Annotated in this window: 10 protein-coding genes; 5 read left to right on the forward strand and 5 right to left on the reverse strand. The window is 71.3% G+C overall.

Annotation, left to right across the window (positions count from 1 at the left end):
* Nucleotides 1–5: 5 nt before the first annotated feature.
* From NYZ98_RS28115 to NYZ98_RS28125, 3 genes are read left to right on the forward strand one after another with little or no spacing between them, the layout of a single operon-like run.
* Nucleotides 6–1,190, forward strand: coding sequence for an FAD-dependent oxidoreductase (locus NYZ98_RS28115; RefSeq protein WP_262846568.1), 1,185 nt, complete (start codon nt 6–8; stop codon nt 1,188–1,190).
* Complete coding sequence (locus NYZ98_RS28120) at nt 1,187–1,846, forward strand: DUF3159 domain-containing protein (RefSeq protein ID WP_262846569.1); 660 nt, start codon at nt 1,187–1,189, stop codon at nt 1,844–1,846. The genes NYZ98_RS28115 and NYZ98_RS28120 overlap by 4 nt, the downstream gene beginning before the upstream one ends.
* 2 nt (nt 1,847–1,848) lie before the next feature.
* On the forward strand, nt 1,849–3,324 hold the full coding sequence (locus NYZ98_RS28125; RefSeq protein WP_262846570.1) for an ArnT family glycosyltransferase: 1,476 nt from the start codon (nt 1,849–1,851) through the stop codon (nt 3,322–3,324).
* Here the strand turns inward: NYZ98_RS28125 and NYZ98_RS28130 are convergent.
* The 5 genes from NYZ98_RS28130 to NYZ98_RS28150 all read right to left on the reverse strand — a co-directional run bounded on the left by NYZ98_RS28130 (nt 3,321) and on the right by NYZ98_RS28150 (nt 8,232).
* Nucleotides 3,321–4,373, reverse strand: coding sequence for a vWA domain-containing protein (locus NYZ98_RS28130; protein ID WP_262846571.1), 1,053 nt, complete (start codon nt 4,371–4,373; stop codon nt 3,321–3,323). The two genes, NYZ98_RS28125 and NYZ98_RS28130, sit on opposite strands and share 4 nt — an antisense overlap.
* A 138-nt stretch (nt 4,374–4,511) precedes the next feature.
* On the reverse strand, nt 4,512–5,462 hold the full coding sequence (locus NYZ98_RS28135; RefSeq protein ID WP_262846572.1) for a VWA domain-containing protein: 951 nt from the start codon (nt 5,460–5,462) through the stop codon (nt 4,512–4,514).
* A 130-nt stretch (nt 5,463–5,592) separates the two neighbouring features.
* Entirely contained in the window at nt 5,593–6,477 is an 885-nt protein-coding gene (locus NYZ98_RS28140; protein WP_262846573.1) for a DUF58 domain-containing protein, read from the reverse strand.
* A gap of 4 nt (nt 6,478–6,481) precedes the next feature.
* Complete coding sequence (locus NYZ98_RS28145) at nt 6,482–7,471, reverse strand: AAA family ATPase (protein ID WP_262846574.1); 990 nt, start codon at nt 7,469–7,471, stop codon at nt 6,482–6,484.
* A 26-nt stretch (nt 7,472–7,497) separates the two neighbouring features.
* The gene (locus NYZ98_RS28150) at nt 7,498–8,232 is read right to left on the reverse strand and encodes a S1C family serine protease (protein ID WP_262846575.1); all 735 of its coding nucleotides are present in this window, start codon (nt 8,230–8,232) and stop codon (nt 7,498–7,500) included.
* A gap of 663 nt (nt 8,233–8,895) precedes the next feature.
* On the opposite strand from NYZ98_RS28150, the gene NYZ98_RS28155 reads away from it, so the two are divergent.
* Both NYZ98_RS28155 and NYZ98_RS28160 read left to right on the forward strand, forming a co-directional pair.
* A complete protein-coding gene (locus NYZ98_RS28155) occupies nt 8,896–14,160 on the forward strand; it encodes a fibronectin type III domain-containing protein (protein ID WP_262846576.1) in 5,265 nt (1,754 codons plus the stop codon).
* 208 nt (nt 14,161–14,368) lie between these two features.
* Nucleotides 14,369–15,508, forward strand: a complete 1,140-nt coding sequence (locus NYZ98_RS28160) for a serine hydrolase domain-containing protein (RefSeq protein WP_262846577.1) — start codon at nt 14,369–14,371, stop codon at nt 15,506–15,508.
* Nucleotides 15,509–15,526: the final 18 nt, after the last annotated feature.

Raw genomic sequence — 15,526 nt, forward strand, 5'->3', positions numbered from 1 at the left:
GAACGATGCGGGTGATCGTGGCCGGAGCGGGGCTCGGCGGGTTGACGCTGGCCCAGGGGTTACACCGGGCGGGGATCGACGTCGTGGTGTACGAGAAGGACGAGGAGCGGGGCCGTCCCCAGGGCGTCAGCCTGCACGTCGACGACCGGGGGACGGAGGCGCTGCGCGCGTGCCTGCCCCCGGGGCACATGGCGATGGTGGAGGCCACCATGGGCGGGCCGCGTGACGGGACGTCGCTGCTGTCGGAGGTGGACGGCGAGCTCGTGGTCGCGGGCACCCGGCCCGCCGACGGCACGGCGGGGCGGCGGCCGGGCCGTCAGGCCCAGCGGCGCCTGCTGCGGGCGGTGCTGCTGACCGGGTTGCGAGACAGGGTGCGGTTCGGGGCGGCGTTCAGGCGGTTCGAGGAGCTCGCCGACGGCAGGGTCCGGGTGTCGCTGGCCGATGGCCGCACCGACACGGCGGACGTGCTGGTCGGCGCGGACGGGGTCGGCTCGGCGGTCCGCCGCCAGTACCTGCCGCACGCGGAAGTGGTCGACACGGGCAGGCGCATGGTGATGGGCGCCACGCCGCTCCGGGCCGTGGCCGGGACGGGGCTGGCCGCCCTGCTCGGGGACAACAGCGCCGCCGCGCAGGTGCGCGGCATGATGATGGCGCTGGGCGTCCACCGGTTCACTGGGTCGCCGGTCGCCGCCCGGGACCGGTGGCTGCCCGGCCTCCCCTCCCCCGTCGTCGCCGAGGCCGAGGACTATGTGATGTGGTGCCTGCCGCTCACGCGGGACCGGCTCGGGGATGCCAGTTCGCCCGCCACGGTCTGGCGGCTCGCCCAGGGGCTGGCGGCGGGCCTGCATCCGACGTTGCGGCTGGTCGTCGACAAGGCGTGGCCGGGGGTCACGGTCGCGCTGCGGATCGGGATGATCCCGCCGGTCCCAGCGTGGCCCGCCGGTCCGGTGACGGTCATCGGCGACGCGATCCACGTGGCCCCGGGGTTCGGCGGCAACCTGGCGATGCAGGACGCGCGCCGCCTCCGTGACGCCCTGGTCGCGCACGCCCGAGGTGAGCGGGATCTGCTCTCCGCGATCGGCGCCGCCGAGGAGGCGATGCTCCGCGAGAGCGTCCTGGCCCTGGACGAGTCGCGTTCCGCCGCGGCGGCCATGCCGGTGCCGGTGCCCGCCGCAGGTGCGGGCGCATGACCCTGGGTGTGCTCACGCAGAGGTCGGTGACCCTGTTCGCCGCCGTGGGCGGTTGGCGGACCCTCGCCGAGGCGCTGGCGTCGAAGGCGGTGTTCCTGGTCGCCCACCTGCTGACCGGACGGGTTCCGCTCTCCGCGCTGGTCGCGGTCGGCGCCGTCGGGGTGTTCGCGATCGTCCGGACGCGCACCGATCGGAAGTACTGGCAGGCGGGGGGCGGGCTGGTGATCGTGGGGGTGTCCGCGCTCCTGGCCGGCGGCACCGGGCAGGCGGTGGACTTCTACTTCGTCAGCGTGGCGATGCCCGCGGTCGCGGGGGTGGTGTTCCTGGTGTCCATGCTGGTGCGGTGGCCCGTCGTCGGGGCGCTGGTCGGCGGGCTGCGCGGTGAACGGTCCGGCTGGCGGCGCGATCGGGCGCGGCTGCGGCGCTACCAGGCGTGCACGGCGATGTTCGTGGCGAAGTTCGGCCTGTCCGTGGCGGTGATGGCACCGCTGTACCTCACGGGGCGGGTGACCGCCCTGGGCATCGCCGCGACGGTGCTCGGCACCCCCGCGACGGGCCTGTGCGCGTACGCGTGCTGGCGCATCCTCCGTACGGAGGCAAGCCCGCAGAAAAGGGCTCTGCAGGCCGGGCCGAGGAGGCGATCGGCCACAATGTGAGGATGTCTGACCCCCCCGCGCGCATCTGGTGGCCAGTGGTCCTGGTGGCCGGTCTGATGATCGTCCTGCTGCTGGCGTTCTCGGGCGCCTACGGCTTTCATGGCGACGAGATGTACTTCGTCGTGGCCGGTCGGCATCCGGCCTTCGGGTACGTCGACCAGCCACCGCTCACCCCGCTGCTGTCCGCCGCCTCGGTGGCCGTGCTGGGCGTCTCGCCGACCGCGGTCCGGGTGCTGCCGGCCGTGGAGATGGCGCTCGTCGTCGTCCTGATCGCGGTCATCTCCCGCGACCTCGGCGGGTCGCGGCGGGCGCAGCTCCTGGCGGCCGTCACGGCCGCCGTCTCGGGGTATCTCGCCGCCGGCCACCTCGACTCCACCACCGGACCCGACCTGCTCGCCTGGACGCTCGTCCTGTGGCTGGTCGTACGGCTGCTGGCCGGTGCCGACCGGCGCCTGTGGCTGCTGGTGGGCCTGGTCGCCGGGATCGGGCTGGAGAACAAGGACACGCTGTTGTTCCTGGCCGCGGGGCTGGCCGCCGGGCTGGTCCTCGCGCGGCGCTGGGACGTCGTCGGCTCGGTGTGGGCCTGGGCGGCGGCCGGGATCGCCCTGCTGCTCTGGGCGCCGAACCTCGTCTGGCAGGCGGCCAACGGCTGGCCCCAGCTCACCATGGCCTCGCGCATCGCCGGGTACGCGGCCGACAACCGCGCCCAGGTCGTGCCGCTGCTCTGGCTCTTCGCCGGGCCGTTCCTGTTCCCCCTGGCCGCCGCCGGCCTGGTCTGGATCTTCCGGGCCAAAGACGCGGCGCCGTGGCGGGCGATCGGCGTCGCGGGCCCGGTCGCGCTCGGGCTCGTCGTGGTGACCGGCGGCAAGGCCTACTACGCGATCGGCAGCGTGGCGGTGTTCATGGCCGCCGGGTCGATCGTCGTCGACCGCTGGCTCGCCAGGGGTCACGCCCGTCTCAAGGGGGCGGCCTTCACCGTCGCGGCGGCGGCCTCGGGCGCGTTCATCGCGCTCCTGACCCTGCCGGTCCTGCCGGGGGCCGTCTACGCCACCAGTTCGCTCCCTGCCGCGATCCCCGACACCGCGAACCAGGTCGGCTGGCCGGCGTTCGTCTCCACGGTCGAAGGCGTGGTGGCCGCCCTGCCCGCCGGCGAGCGCTCCCGGGCGGTCGTCCTGACCAACTCCTACAGCGAGGCGAGCGCGCTCGTCCTGCTCGGATCGGGACTTCCCCCCATCTATTCCGGCCACAACTCGTACTGGACGTGGGGCCCGCCGCCGGCCGACCGCACGGTCGTCGTGCACGTCGGTGACTGGCGGCCGGCCGACTGGAGCGGCTTCTTCGCCGGCTGCCACGACGTGGCCCGGATCCACAACGAGCTCGGCGTGCCGAACGGGGAGCAGGGCAAGGCCGTCTCGGTGTGCACCGGCCTGCGGGCGTCGTGGACCGCGATGTGGCCCGGGCTCCGGACCATCAGCTAACGGGTGGGGATGCGGGGGCGGTTCCACCAGAGGGAGAGGGACAGGGCCGTGATGACCAGGACGGCGCCCCCGGCCGCGAAGGCGGGGGCCGTGTCGACCCGCTGGCGGACGACGGTGAAGCTGCCGGGAAGGGAGGCGAGGGCGCTCTGGAGCTGGTCGGCGTTCTCGGCGCGGTGGTAGGAGCCGCCGGTGGTCTGGGCGATCTTCTTGAGCGAGGGCTCGTCGATGGTGCGGACGTTGCGGCCTCTGTCGAATCCGCCACGGCCGCCTCCGTACCCGCCGAAGCCACCGAAGCCGTCGACCTGTGAGCTGTCGCAGACCATCGGGGTCGGGTTGGTGGTGCCGAAGCCGATGGTGAAGACACGGACGCGTCGCAGGGCCGCCTCCTGCGCGGCCGTCTGCGGTTCGACGCCCTGGGTGTTGGCGCCGTCGGTCAGCACGACGATCGCGGCGCCGGCGTAGCCTCCCCCGGCGTCGACGGGTTTCGCCCCGGTGGAGGCGACGGACGGGTCGACCTCGGCGATCGCGTCGATCGCGGTGAGCATGGCCTGCCCGATCGCGGTGCCTCGGGACACGGTGAGGACGTCCAGCGCCTTGATCAGCGAATCGGTGTCGTCGGTGGGCGGGACGAGCAGGCCGGCGTTGCCCGCGAAGGTGACCAGGCCGATGCGCGGCCCGCCCCGCTGCGACTCGATGAAGTCCACGGCGGCCTTCTTCGCCGCGGTGATGCGATTGGGGTCGACGTCGGTGGAGCACATGGAGCCGGAGGTGTCGAGCGCGAGCAGGATCGTCGCCGAGGTCTGCGGCACGGGCACCGACGCCTGCGGGCGCGCGGCGCCGAGCGCGAGCAGCGCGAGCCCGGCGATGAACAGGACCGCGGGGATCTTCCGCGTCCAGCGCGAATGCCCGGGCAGGGCGCTCCGTACGAGCGCGATCGAGGTGACGCGCACGGCCGCCCGCCTGCGGCGGCGCCGCGCCCACTCGCGGACGGCGAAGATCAGCGGGATGACCAGGACCGACAGCAGTGCCCACGGCCATGACAACGACATTCAGATCACCCGACCAGACCGGGGCACGGCGAGTGCCGCTCCTGCGGTGAGCGGCCGAGAGAACGACATTCAGATCACCCGACCAGACCTGGGCACGGCGAGTGCCGCTCCTGCGGTGAATGGCAAAGAGAACGACATTCAGATCACCCGTCCAGACCGGAGCACCGTGAGCGCCGCTCCTGCGGTGAGCAGTGCGAGGGCGAGCCCGATCAGGCCGCCGGCGAGGGGCAGCGGCTCGTCGGAGACGGTGAGCCGCAGGTCGATCGTGTCGGCGATCCCATCGAGCTCCGCGGCGTCCGAGGCGGGGTGGTAGGCGCCGCCGGTGGTCTGCGAGATGAGGGTGAGGTCCTCCTTCTCCAGCGAGGTCTGCAAGCGGTATCCGTTGGTCTCCACCGTCGCCCCCGCCTCGGTGCCGACCCCGACGGTGTGGACGTGGACGCCCGCCCGCTGGGCCACGGCGGCGGCCTCTTCGACGTCCGGGCCCCGGTTCTGACCGTCGGAGAACATCACGATCGTCGCGGACGGCCAGTAGCCGATGTCGGGCTCAGTGTCGTCCTTGCCGAAGAGGACCGGCTTACCGGTGATCGCCGACAGCGAGACCATGACGGCCGCCCCCAGCGAGGTGCTGCCGCTGAGCTTCAGCCGGTCGACGGCCGCGAGCGCGACGGAGTGGTCGGCGTCCGGCCGTGCGGTGATGAGCGCGCCCCGTTCGAACGCGACGACTCCGATGTCGACGCTGCTCGGCTGCGCCGCCACGAAGGCGTGGGCCGCCCGCTGCGCGGCCGCGAGCCGGGTGGGTGCGACGTCGTCGGCGCTCATGCTGTTGGAGACGTCCATGGCCAGGATGACGGTGCCCGCCGTACGCGGGACCGGCACCATGGCCGTCGGCCCGGCGGTGGCGATCGCGAGGACCCCGACGCCGGCGACCGTGAGGCCGATGCCGAGGTAGGCGCGGCGGCCACCCGGCACGGCGAAGCCCGCGGCGGCGAGCGCGGCCGTCCGGCGGCGCGCGAAGACGACGGCCGCCCAGGCGAGCGCCGCCGTGACGAGCAGTCCGACGGCCAGCAGCAGCGGGGAGGACAGGGTCACCGGGCCTCCCTCGGCGGCCGCACGACCAAAGCGCCGTCCGGCGGCCGCACGACCAAGATGCCGTCCGGCGGACGCACGACCAAAGCGCCGTCCGGTGGCCGCAGGACCAAAGTGGCGTCGATGGTCCCGGTCATGCCGACCGGTCCCGGGTTCTGGCGACGACCTCGACGAGCGCCTCGGCCAGGTCGCGGTCGGTGTCGACGCGGTGGACGGGCACCCCGGCCCGGCGCATGCCCGCCGTGACCCGGGCGTCGCGGGCGTCGACGGCGGCGCGGAAGCCGACCCGCAGCAGCGGGTCGGCGGAGTCGACCACGAGCTGCTCGCCGGTCTCGGCGTCCTCGACCACGATCAGCCCGGCTTCCGGCAGCACGTCGTCGGCGATGTCCACGATCCGCAGGGCGACGACCTCGTGCCGCCGGGCCAGGCGCTGGAGCGAGCGCTCCCAGTCGCCGTCGCCGATGAAGTCCGACAGCACGACGACGAGCGCGCGGCGGCGGGCGAGCCGCCCGGCCGCGTCGAGCATCTCCGCCAGGTCGGTGGTGGCGCCGCCGCGCACCGAGGAGGTGCGTTCCAGCTCGGCGCCGATCCGCAGCGCGTGCCGCCGTGAGGTGCCGGGCGGCACGACGCGCAGCATCCCGGTGTCGAACAGCAGGGCGCCGACGCGGTTGCCGCCCCGGCCGAACAGCCGGGCGAGGACGAGCGCGAGCTCGGCGAGCACGTCGTGCTTGCGGCGTCCCGGCCGGCCCGCCGCCATCGACGCCGACCGGTCGAGCACGAGCCACACCGTCAGCTCGCGGTCCTCGGTGAACAGCCGCAGGTGGGGTTCGTCCAGCCGCGCGGTCACGTTCCAGTCGATGTGCCGGGCGTCGTCGCCGTCACCGTAGGCGCGCAGCCCGGTGAAGTCGATCCCGGCGCCTCGGTGCGCGGTGCGGTGGGCGCCCTGGAGCCGGCCGTCGAGCCTGCGGACGACCTTCCACTCCAGGCGGAGCAGGAGTTTTTCTGAGGCGGTGGCCATGGGATCAGCGGTTCTGCAGGACGACGTCGGGTGCCCGTACGGCCCTGAGCACCCTGGTGATGATCGTGTCGGCGTCGACGTCGTCCGCGAGGGCCTCGTAGGACAGCACGAGGCGGTGGCGCAGCACGTCGAGCGCGAGCTCGTACAGGTCGTGCGGCAGGACGTAGTCGCGGCCGCGCAGGAACGCCAGCGCCCGGGCGCCCGTCACGAGCGCGATGGACGCCCGGGGGCTCGCCCCGTAGGTGACGTACCGTTCCAGCTCGCCGAGCCCGGCCATCGCCGGGGAGCGTGTCACGGCGACCACCCGTACCGCGTAGTCGACGATCGCCGGGTCGACGTACACCTCGTTGGCGCGGGCCCGCATCGCGAGCAGGTCCTCGGCCGTCACCATCGGCTGCGGCGCCTCGGGCGGGCGCAGCGCCCGGTCGACGATCGCCTGCTCTTCGGCCTGCGTCGGATAGTCGACGACCACCTTCATCATGAAACGGTCGACCTGCGCCTCGGGCAAGGGGTAGGTGCCCTCGGACTCGATGGGGTTCTCGGTCGCCATGACCAGGAACGGCTCGGGCACCCGGAACGTCTCCCGGCCGATCGTCACCTGGTGCTCCTGCATCACTTCCAGCAGAGCGCTCTGCACCTTGGCGGGGGCGCGGTTGATCTCGTCGGCCAGCAGCAGGTTCGCGAACACCGGGCCGAGCTCGGTCCGGAACTCCCCGGAGTGCTGGTGGTAGACCCGCGTGCCCACGAGGTCGGCGGGCACCAGGTCGGGGGTGAACTGGACGCGCTGGAAGCTCCCGGCGATCGCGGCGGCCAGGGACTTCACCGCGAGCGTCTTGGCCAGGCCCGGCACGCCCTCGACCAGCAGGTGGCCGTCGGCGATCAGCGCGACGGCCATGCGCTCCAGCAGGGTGTCCTGGCCGACGATCGTGCGTTTGACCTCGAACAGCACATGTTCGAGCGGATGGGCCGACTCGGGGAACTTGCTCGAAGTCATCGTGTTCCGTTCTCGTGGCGCTTCGGTCAGATCTGAGGTCCGTCGCCCGGCGGGCCGTCGTCTTCGTCTCCCAGGGCCACGCCGATCGGCACCGCGAACGCGATGCCGGCGAACGCCTCGTCGCGGCCCGGGTCGGCGATCGCGAGCACGATCCCGATGACCAGGCCGCGGGCGTCCAGGAGAGGTCCGCCGGAGCTGCCCGGGTTGACGGAGGCGTCGAACTGGATGAGCCCGCTCAGGTCGCCGTCCTTGGCGGTCCGGTTCAGGCCCGACACGACGCCGGAGGACACGCTGTAGGTCAGGCCCAGCGGATTGCCGATCGCCACGACGGGCGCGCCCACGTCCGGGCCGCCGCCGAGCGTCGCCGGGACGACGATCTCGGGCAGCTTCGCGGGCTTGAGCGTCGCGACGTCGCGCTTGGGGTTCGCCGACGCGACGGCGGCCTCGGCCTTGGTGCCGTCGGCGAACGTCACGGTGATGTCCTTGGTGCCTTCGATGACGTGGTTCGCCGTCAGGATCGTCCCGTCCTCGGCCGCGATCACCCCGGTTCCGAGCGACCGCCCGGCCCGGATGACCACCACCGACGGCCCGACCCTGTTGTAGACCTCGGTCACCGTGAGCGCCACGCGGGGCGTCGGCGTCGGGCTCGGCTTGGGCGCGGCGCCCTCGCCGCTCCCGCCGCCTCCCAGCCAGTACGCCAGCACGACCACGGCGACGAGCACGATGCCCCCGGCGACGAACCACCGAGCCCTCCCGGCCATGACTCCCCGAGCCCCGGCCGCACCAGCCTCCTGCGGCGAGCGCTCCATCGCCCCATACTCATAAAAATTAGCTAAAAGTGCCATAAAGCTCACCTAAGAACTCCATGAGAACCGCCCCCGCAGCGCCCGGCACGTGTCACTCGCCACGCCCCGGGGGGTGGTGTCGTCAATCGTGAGGGTTGTCTTCATCGGGGTGTCTACCGTCGAGGTTTACCCGAGATCTCCATCTGACATGGGACGACCCGATATCCCCTGCCCCTGTAGCGTCCTCCGGTGATGCGAGCCGGGTGATCCATCGTGATCACTCGTGCGGCGGGTTCAAAGAGGAGACCTGTGATGGTCAATCGCTGGCTGAGCCCGGTGCTGGGGCTTGTGATCGTCGCCTCCACACTTCTGGTGGCCCAAGGTCAAGCGGCCGCGGGTCCGCCGCAGGCCACTCGACCGGTGTCCGCGGGTCCGCCTGGGACCACTCGACCGGTCTCCGCACTCCCGCCGGCCGCTCCGCGGCCGGATCCCATCGGACTCGCCGCCCAGGCCCGGGCGACGGTACCGCCCACCGGTGCGCTGGGCGACCGGGCCGGAACGACCCGGTCCGCGAACACCGCCCCGGCCACGTCGGCAGCGGGTCTACAAGCCGGCCCCGGACAGTATTTCGGCGCGCATGTGCGGGTGCTCGCCGGGGTGTCGATCGCGGCGGGGGCCACCTCGACGTTGAAGGTCACCGGAGTGGGCACGGTGCCCGCCACCGGGGTGTCCGCCGTGTCGGTGAACCTGGCGGCCGCGGGGGCGAGCGCGGCGGGCGCATTGATCGTTTACCCGTCCGATCTGGCCGCGGCACCTGCGGTGACCGGGTCCCGGTACCGGTCAGGGGTGTGGGAGAACCAGTCGATGGTCGTGAAGACAGGTTCTGACGGGCAGATCAAGGTGAAGAACACCGGGTCGGCCGCGGTCAGTGTCTACGCCGACATCGATGGCTATTTCACCGGCCAAGCGGGGGCATCGGCCGGGGCGACGTTCGTGCCGTTGGATCCGGCAAGGATCATCAGTAACCAGAGCGTCGCCGCCGACTCCACCGCGACGTTCACCGTCGTCGGGGCGGGCGGGATCCCGGTTACCGATGTGGCGTTCGTCTCCTTCACACTGATCGTGAAAAGCGCAGGTTCCGGCAAGATCACCCTCTACCCCTCGGGTACCGCCAAACCCGCCATGGCGGACATGAACTACCGGCCTTCCGCTTACATGTCCAACCTGGCGATCGTCGCGCCAGGGACGGACGGGAAGATCGCCGTCAACAACAGCGGCACGTCTCCTGTCGCCGTCTACGTCGACATCGACGGATACTTCGTGGCCCCGCGATCGGCCACGGCGGGATCGGCCGCGATACCAGTGGCCCCCTCGCGGATCGTGTCCGGTACGAGCGTCGCGGCCGGTGCCACCTACACCGTGGCGCCGCTGGGTCAGGCCGGAGTCCCCACCGGCCTGGTCAGCGCCGTCGCGGTCAATCTCACCGCGAAGGGCACCGCCGCCGGCGCTCTGGTGATCTACCCCTCCGGTCAGGCCAATCCGCCCACCGCCGGGTCGGTCCAGTACCAAGCGAGCGATTTCTGGGCCAATGTCGTACTGGCCAAACTCGGAGCCGACGGCAGGTTCGTCGTCAAGAACACCGGCAGCGCGGCGATCACCTTGTCGGTCGACACCTTCGCCTACTTCAGAACTCCCGGCCCACCCCTCGCCCCCACCGCGGTGACCGCCACCCCGGGTGACGCCGGCGCGACGGTGACGTGGACCGCCCCATCGGACGGTGGAGCCCCCATTACCGCCTACACCGTGACGGCCGGCCCCGGTGGCGCGCGAGCGAGTTCCACCGGCGCCACCACCGCCACAGTGACCGGGCTCACCAACGGCACCGCCTACACCTTCACCGTCACCGCCACCAACGCCATCGGAACCTCAGCCGCCTCCGCACCCTCAGCGGCCGTCACTCCGCACGCCGCCGTCTCCCGGCCAGGTGCCCCGCTCGGCGTGACCGCCACGGCAGGTGACGGCGTGGCGACGGTGACCTGGCAGGCCCCGTCCAGCGGCGGCTCGCCGATCACGAAGTACACGATGACCGCGATTCCCGGTGGGACGACGACGACCACGACAGGCACCACCACCACCGTGAGCGGCCTGACCAACGGCACCGCCTACACCTTCACCGTCACCGCCACCAACGCCATCGGGACCTCGGACGCCTCCGCCCCCTCCCCTCCGGTGACACCGGGCAGGGCCGTCCCACCGGGCAGGCCCTTCGTGACCGAGGTGGAGCCGCGTGACTCCGCCGTCCAGGTCGGCTGGGCGCCGCAGGGCAACGGGGCGACGGTGACCGAATACGTCGTCACGGCCTCGCCCGGCGGCGCCAACGTCCGGATCACCGCACCCGAGACCACCGCGATCGTCGGCGGGCTGGTCAACGGCACCTCGTATCGGTTCACCGTCGCGGCGGTCAACTCGGCAGGCACCGGCGAAGCCTCCTGGCCCTCCGATCCCGTGGTGCCCGTCCCGGCCGCCGTGCCGCTGAAGCCGGTCGCCATGCAGGTCTTCTCGGGCGACCGGACCCTGGACGTGCAATGGGTCGCCCCACTTGATGGCGGCTCGCCCATCACCGGGTACACCGTGACCCTCAGTCCCGGCGGCACCATCGTGCGCCTGCCGGCGGGCACGACCGTGACACGGGTGGCCGGCCTGACCAACGGCACCGCGTACACCGTTTCCGTGGTCGCGGACAACGCCGCGGGATCGAGCGACGCGGCGATCTCCGACCCGGTCACCCCAGCGGCCGTCAGGGCACCCGCCGCACCGACCCACGTCGTCGCCGCGGCGAGCGCCAACGGGGCGTTCACCGTCTCGTGGCAGCCTCCCATCGACGCGGGGACCAGCGCGATCACCTCGTACACGGTCACCGCCGGCCCAGGCGGCAAAACGGTGACCAGCACGACCACCAGCGCGACCATCACCGGCCTCGCCCCGGCGACCGGTTACACACTCACGGTCACCGCCACCAGTGCCGCGGGGGTGAGCGCCCCAAGCGTCGCGACCGACCCGCTCTACCCGGCCAGGGGGATCAAGCAGGCGCCGCTGGTGCTCTCCAACGCCGACCTCGCGACGTTGCGCGCGGTCCACTCGGACGGCACGCTGATCTTCGATCAGCCTCCCGCCGAGATCGCCGCCCTGACCACCGGCATGATCATTTACGGTCCGGTGACCGCGATGCTCCCGCAAGGCTTCCTCGGCCGGGTCTTCCAGGTCACCAAGCAGAACGGCCTGTTCATCGTCACCACCACGACGGCGGCACTCGCGGACGTCTTCTCCGACGGTGACATGTGGATGGACGTGCCGCTCGACAGCGGCGACATGACCTTCGTGCCCACCGGGCCGGGAGTCCGGGTGGTGGCTCCAACGGTGAATGGCGAAGCCGTCCGGGCCCTGGGGCGGGGCACGGTGGCCGGAGGACCGACCGTGGGCTGGCGCAATGGAGGGATCGTCCTCGAGATCAGCCAGAAGTTCGAGTCGGGCGGCAAGCCACCGATGAACGCCGCCATCGAAGCCCAAGGCGAACTGAAGCCACACCCCAAGTTCCACGCGCGGCTCAACGGATCGAATCCGTATGTCGACTTCGGCCTGACGGGTGACGTCTCGTTCGAGCTCCGCGGCAAGGTCGGATTCACGGCTGAGGTGTCCCCGCCGGCCAGGGAACTGGGCTTCATCGAAGGGCCGTGCTTCCCCGTCGCCGAATACACCGTGCTCTGCCTGCGGGCCAACGCCAAACTGAAGTTCGAGGCCGACGGCAGCGTGGGCGTGACGGTCGCCGCCTCGTGGAAGCGTACGGTCGGGATGACCTGCCACGTCTCATCGGCCACCAGTTCATGCGATGGTGTGAACACCGGCGAAGGCCTCAGTTTGCCCAAGGCCGTGGAAGCGTACGGCGACGCCAACGTCACCGTCTCGGTCCCCATGGACATGCAGTTCCTCATCGACCACGTGGTCGGCCCCGCGCCGACCATCGCCCCGTATCTGCAGTTCAAGGCCGATACCACGCAGGACCCGTGGTGGGAGATCCGCCTCGGCGCGAAGATCGGTATCGCGGTCGACCTCGTCGTGATCGAAAAAGACTTCTCACCGTACCGAAACGATGATCTGAAGGACTACTTCGTCACACTGGCCAGCGGCGGCCCATTCTGGGGGCTGCAGATCGTGCCCCAGAACGGGACGACCACGGTCCGGCTTCCCTACACGTTCGGCTACAAGGTCTCGCACTACCCCGACGACGTCCCGGTGACATGGTCGGTGAAGGACGACACCTCGGCCACCATTGACGCTCACGGCCAGTTCCTCTCCGATCACCCCGGCGCGTTCACCGTGAAGGCGGACGCGGCCCAGTCGGGCGCGCACCCTGCCTTACATGCCCAGGCCGGGATGACGGTGGGCGGCATCTTCGGCGCACCGACGCCGCCCACCATCGACGACACAAGGTGGTCCCATCCGACCGTCGGCGGCATCGCGGTCAGCTGGCGGCCCCCTGCCGATGCCGGGGCGAGCGCGCTGACCGGGTACGTGATCGTCGCACAGGCGACCGGGTCGACTCATGTCCCCAGTCCGATCACGACGGCTTACGCGGACGGGGATGCGACCCACCAGCTGATCCAAGGACTCGCCCCCGGGACGACGTACGTCGTCTCAGTGATCGCGCGCAACTCCAGCGGCTCCAGCGCCCCGTCGGAGCCCAGCGCTCTCGCGCCACTGGACGTCACGTTCCCCGGACCGCCCTCGACTCTCGGCGCCGATCTGGCCTCCAGCACCGAGACGACGGGCAGGCCCGACTCGACCGGAGCGGCCGGCGGCTTCGGCGGCGGCTCCATGTCCGGAGACGGGCAGTACATCGTCTTCGAGACCCAAGGGCGCAGCAACCTCATGCCGCACGACTCGCCGTACTACAACCCGGCGAGCAAGTACACGTACGTGATCAGAAAGAAGGCCACCGGTGCCGGAGGTGGTTCCGTGGTGGCCTCCATCGAGCCGAACGGCCAGCCCAGTTACAACATGTACACCGATCCGCTGATCAGCCGGGACGGGAACGTCGTCGCCTACACCGGCTTCAGCTACGCCAGCCCGACCATATCCAGAGGTGTCGTCCGCGACATCGCGGCCGGAACCTCCTGGACGACCGAGGACAACGGTCTCATCGGGGGCGTCAGTGACAACGGCCAGGTGGTCGTCTACTGGAAGTCGGCCCCGGGCCAGGCTTCCGACCTCTACCGCCAGGCCAGGGGCGCTTCCCCGCAGAAGCTGAGCGATTGCACCGGGACGAGCGGCCCGCGCTGTCCCCTGACCGTCGCGAGCCGGGCAATCCTGTCCGGTGACGGCAACCGGGTGGTGTGGTCAACGCTTGATGACGCCAACGTCGGCCACAGCTGGCTCTACGACGCCACGACCGGCGCGACCACGGAGATCTTCCCCGGCTCGGGCGTGGTCGCCCCGCTCATCTCGGGAGACGGGCAGGTGGCCACCTTCTCCTACAGGTCTCTCACCAGTTCGATGCCGTGTGTCGTGGTCATGCGGCTCAGCGGCGCGGCGCCGACGGATGCCGACTGCCGAATCACCGACACCGGCAGCACGCGTGCCCAAGCGATCTTCTTGAGCAAGGACGGACGGGTGTTCGCCTACCGGTACACCGAGTTCGCCGGCGGCCGCGGACGGACGAGCCTTCGCGTGTACTTCGGGACCGGCACCTCTCACATAGCGGGTGGCTCACCGGACACCTGGCCGACCATCGCGTTCATCACCGATGACAATGCGCAACTCGTGTACTCACTCTGGCACGAAACCTTCCAGGGCAGTGTGTACACGGCGACCACGGTGCCAGGGCTCTGGCTGGACTACACGAACTGACCCAGCGATCCAGGGTGACCCGGTCGACGCCCAGTTCACGTGCCAGGCCCCGCATGTCCATCCGTTCCTGGTCGCCGAGCTGCGCTGGGCGGCGGAGGCGTCGAACGAACACGCGTTGTCGTCGCTTAACGTTGTGGCGGGAGCCGTGTCGATGGTCGCCCTGCCGACGATGTCATCCGCCCGGTCCCGCCGAAAGAAGGGTGAGGTCATGGTCGAGGTGTCCGGGAGCTGTGACGCGCGGTTCGAGCCGGTGAGGGACGCGCTGGCCGAGCGGCTCGCGTCCGGTGACGAGCTGGGGGCGAGCATCGTCGTGGACGTGGACGGTGACACCGTCGTGGACATCTGGGGCGGGTGGCGGGACGCCGAGCGCCGGTCGCCATGGGTCGAGGACACCATCGTCAACGTCTGGTCGACCACGAAGACCGTCACCAGCCTCGCGGCCCTGATGCTCGTCGACCGCGGGCTGCTCGATCCCTACGCGCCCGTCGCGCGGTACTGGCCGGAGTTCGCCGAGAACGGCAAGGAGCACGTCGAGGTCAGGCACGTCATGAGCCACACCTCGGGCGTGTCCGGCTGGGAGGCGCCGTTCGCCATCACCGACATGTACGACTGGGACCTCGCGACCAGGAGGCTCGCCGCGCAGAAGCCGTGGTGGGAGCCCGGCACCGCGTCCGGGTACCACGCCAGCAACCAGGGCCACCTCGTCGGTGAGCTGGTCCGCCGGGTCACCGGCCGGCATCTCAAGGCGTTCGTCGCGGACGAGATCGCGGGCCCGCTCGGCGCCGACTTCCAGATCGGCGCCGTGGAGGCGGACTGGGAGCGGATCGCCCCGGTCGTCCCGCCGCCGCCGCTGCCGTTCGACCTGGACGCCCTCGACCACGACAGTCCCGTCTACAAGACCTTCACCGGGCCGACGGCCGACGCGGCGGCGGCGAACACGCCCGGCTGGCGTCACGCCGACATGGGCGCGATCAACGGCCACGGCAACGCCAGGTCGGTCGCCCGCGTCCTCAAATCGCTCGCCCTGGGCGGCACGGTCGACGGGGTGCGCCTGCTCTCGCCGGACACGATCGACGTCATCTTCGACGAGCAGAGTCACGGGCCCGACCTCGTCCTCGGCGCGCCTTTGCGCTTCGGGATCGGCTACGCGCTGCCGGAGACCGAGACGGTGCCGTACGCGCCGCAGGGGCGGGCGTGCTACTGGGGAGGCTGGGGCGGTTCGGTGATCATGATGGACCTCGACACCCGGACCACCATCAGCTACATGATGAACAAGATGGGGCCGGGCGTCATCGGGTCCGACCGCTCGGAAGGCTACGTCCGGGCGATCCACGCCTGCCTCACCTGACAGGAGACGTGGACCAGC

It is taken from the genome of Sphaerisporangium corydalis (assembly GCF_025506355.1).
GTDB lineage: Bacteria > Actinomycetota > Actinomycetes > Streptosporangiales > Streptosporangiaceae > Sphaerisporangium > Sphaerisporangium corydalis.

Bases quoted from the DNA above. Each gene is read 5' to 3' on its own strand.
- NYZ98_RS28115 (WP_262846568.1), top strand. From the start codon at position 6: ATGCGGGTGATCGTGGCCGGAGCGGGGCTCGGCGGGTTGACGCTGGCC.
- NYZ98_RS28120 (WP_262846569.1), top strand. From the start codon at position 1,187: ATGACCCTGGGTGTGCTCACGCAGAGGTCGGTGACCCTGTTCGCCGCC.
- NYZ98_RS28125 (WP_262846570.1), top strand. From the start codon at position 1,849: ATGTCTGACCCCCCCGCGCGCATCTGGTGGCCAGTGGTCCTGGTGGCC.
- NYZ98_RS28130 (WP_262846571.1), bottom strand. From the start codon at position 4,373: ATGTCGTTGTCATGGCCGTGGGCACTGCTGTCGGTCCTGGTCATCCCG.
- NYZ98_RS28140 (WP_262846573.1), bottom strand. From the start codon at position 6,477: ATGGCCACCGCCTCAGAAAAACTCCTGCTCCGCCTGGAGTGGAAGGTC.
- NYZ98_RS28145 (WP_262846574.1), bottom strand. From the start codon at position 7,471: ATGACTTCGAGCAAGTTCCCCGAGTCGGCCCATCCGCTCGAACATGTG.
- NYZ98_RS28150 (WP_262846575.1), bottom strand. From the start codon at position 8,232: ATGGCCGGGAGGGCTCGGTGGTTCGTCGCCGGGGGCATCGTGCTCGTC.
- NYZ98_RS28160 (WP_262846577.1), top strand. From the start codon at position 14,369: ATGGTCGAGGTGTCCGGGAGCTGTGACGCGCGGTTCGAGCCGGTGAGG.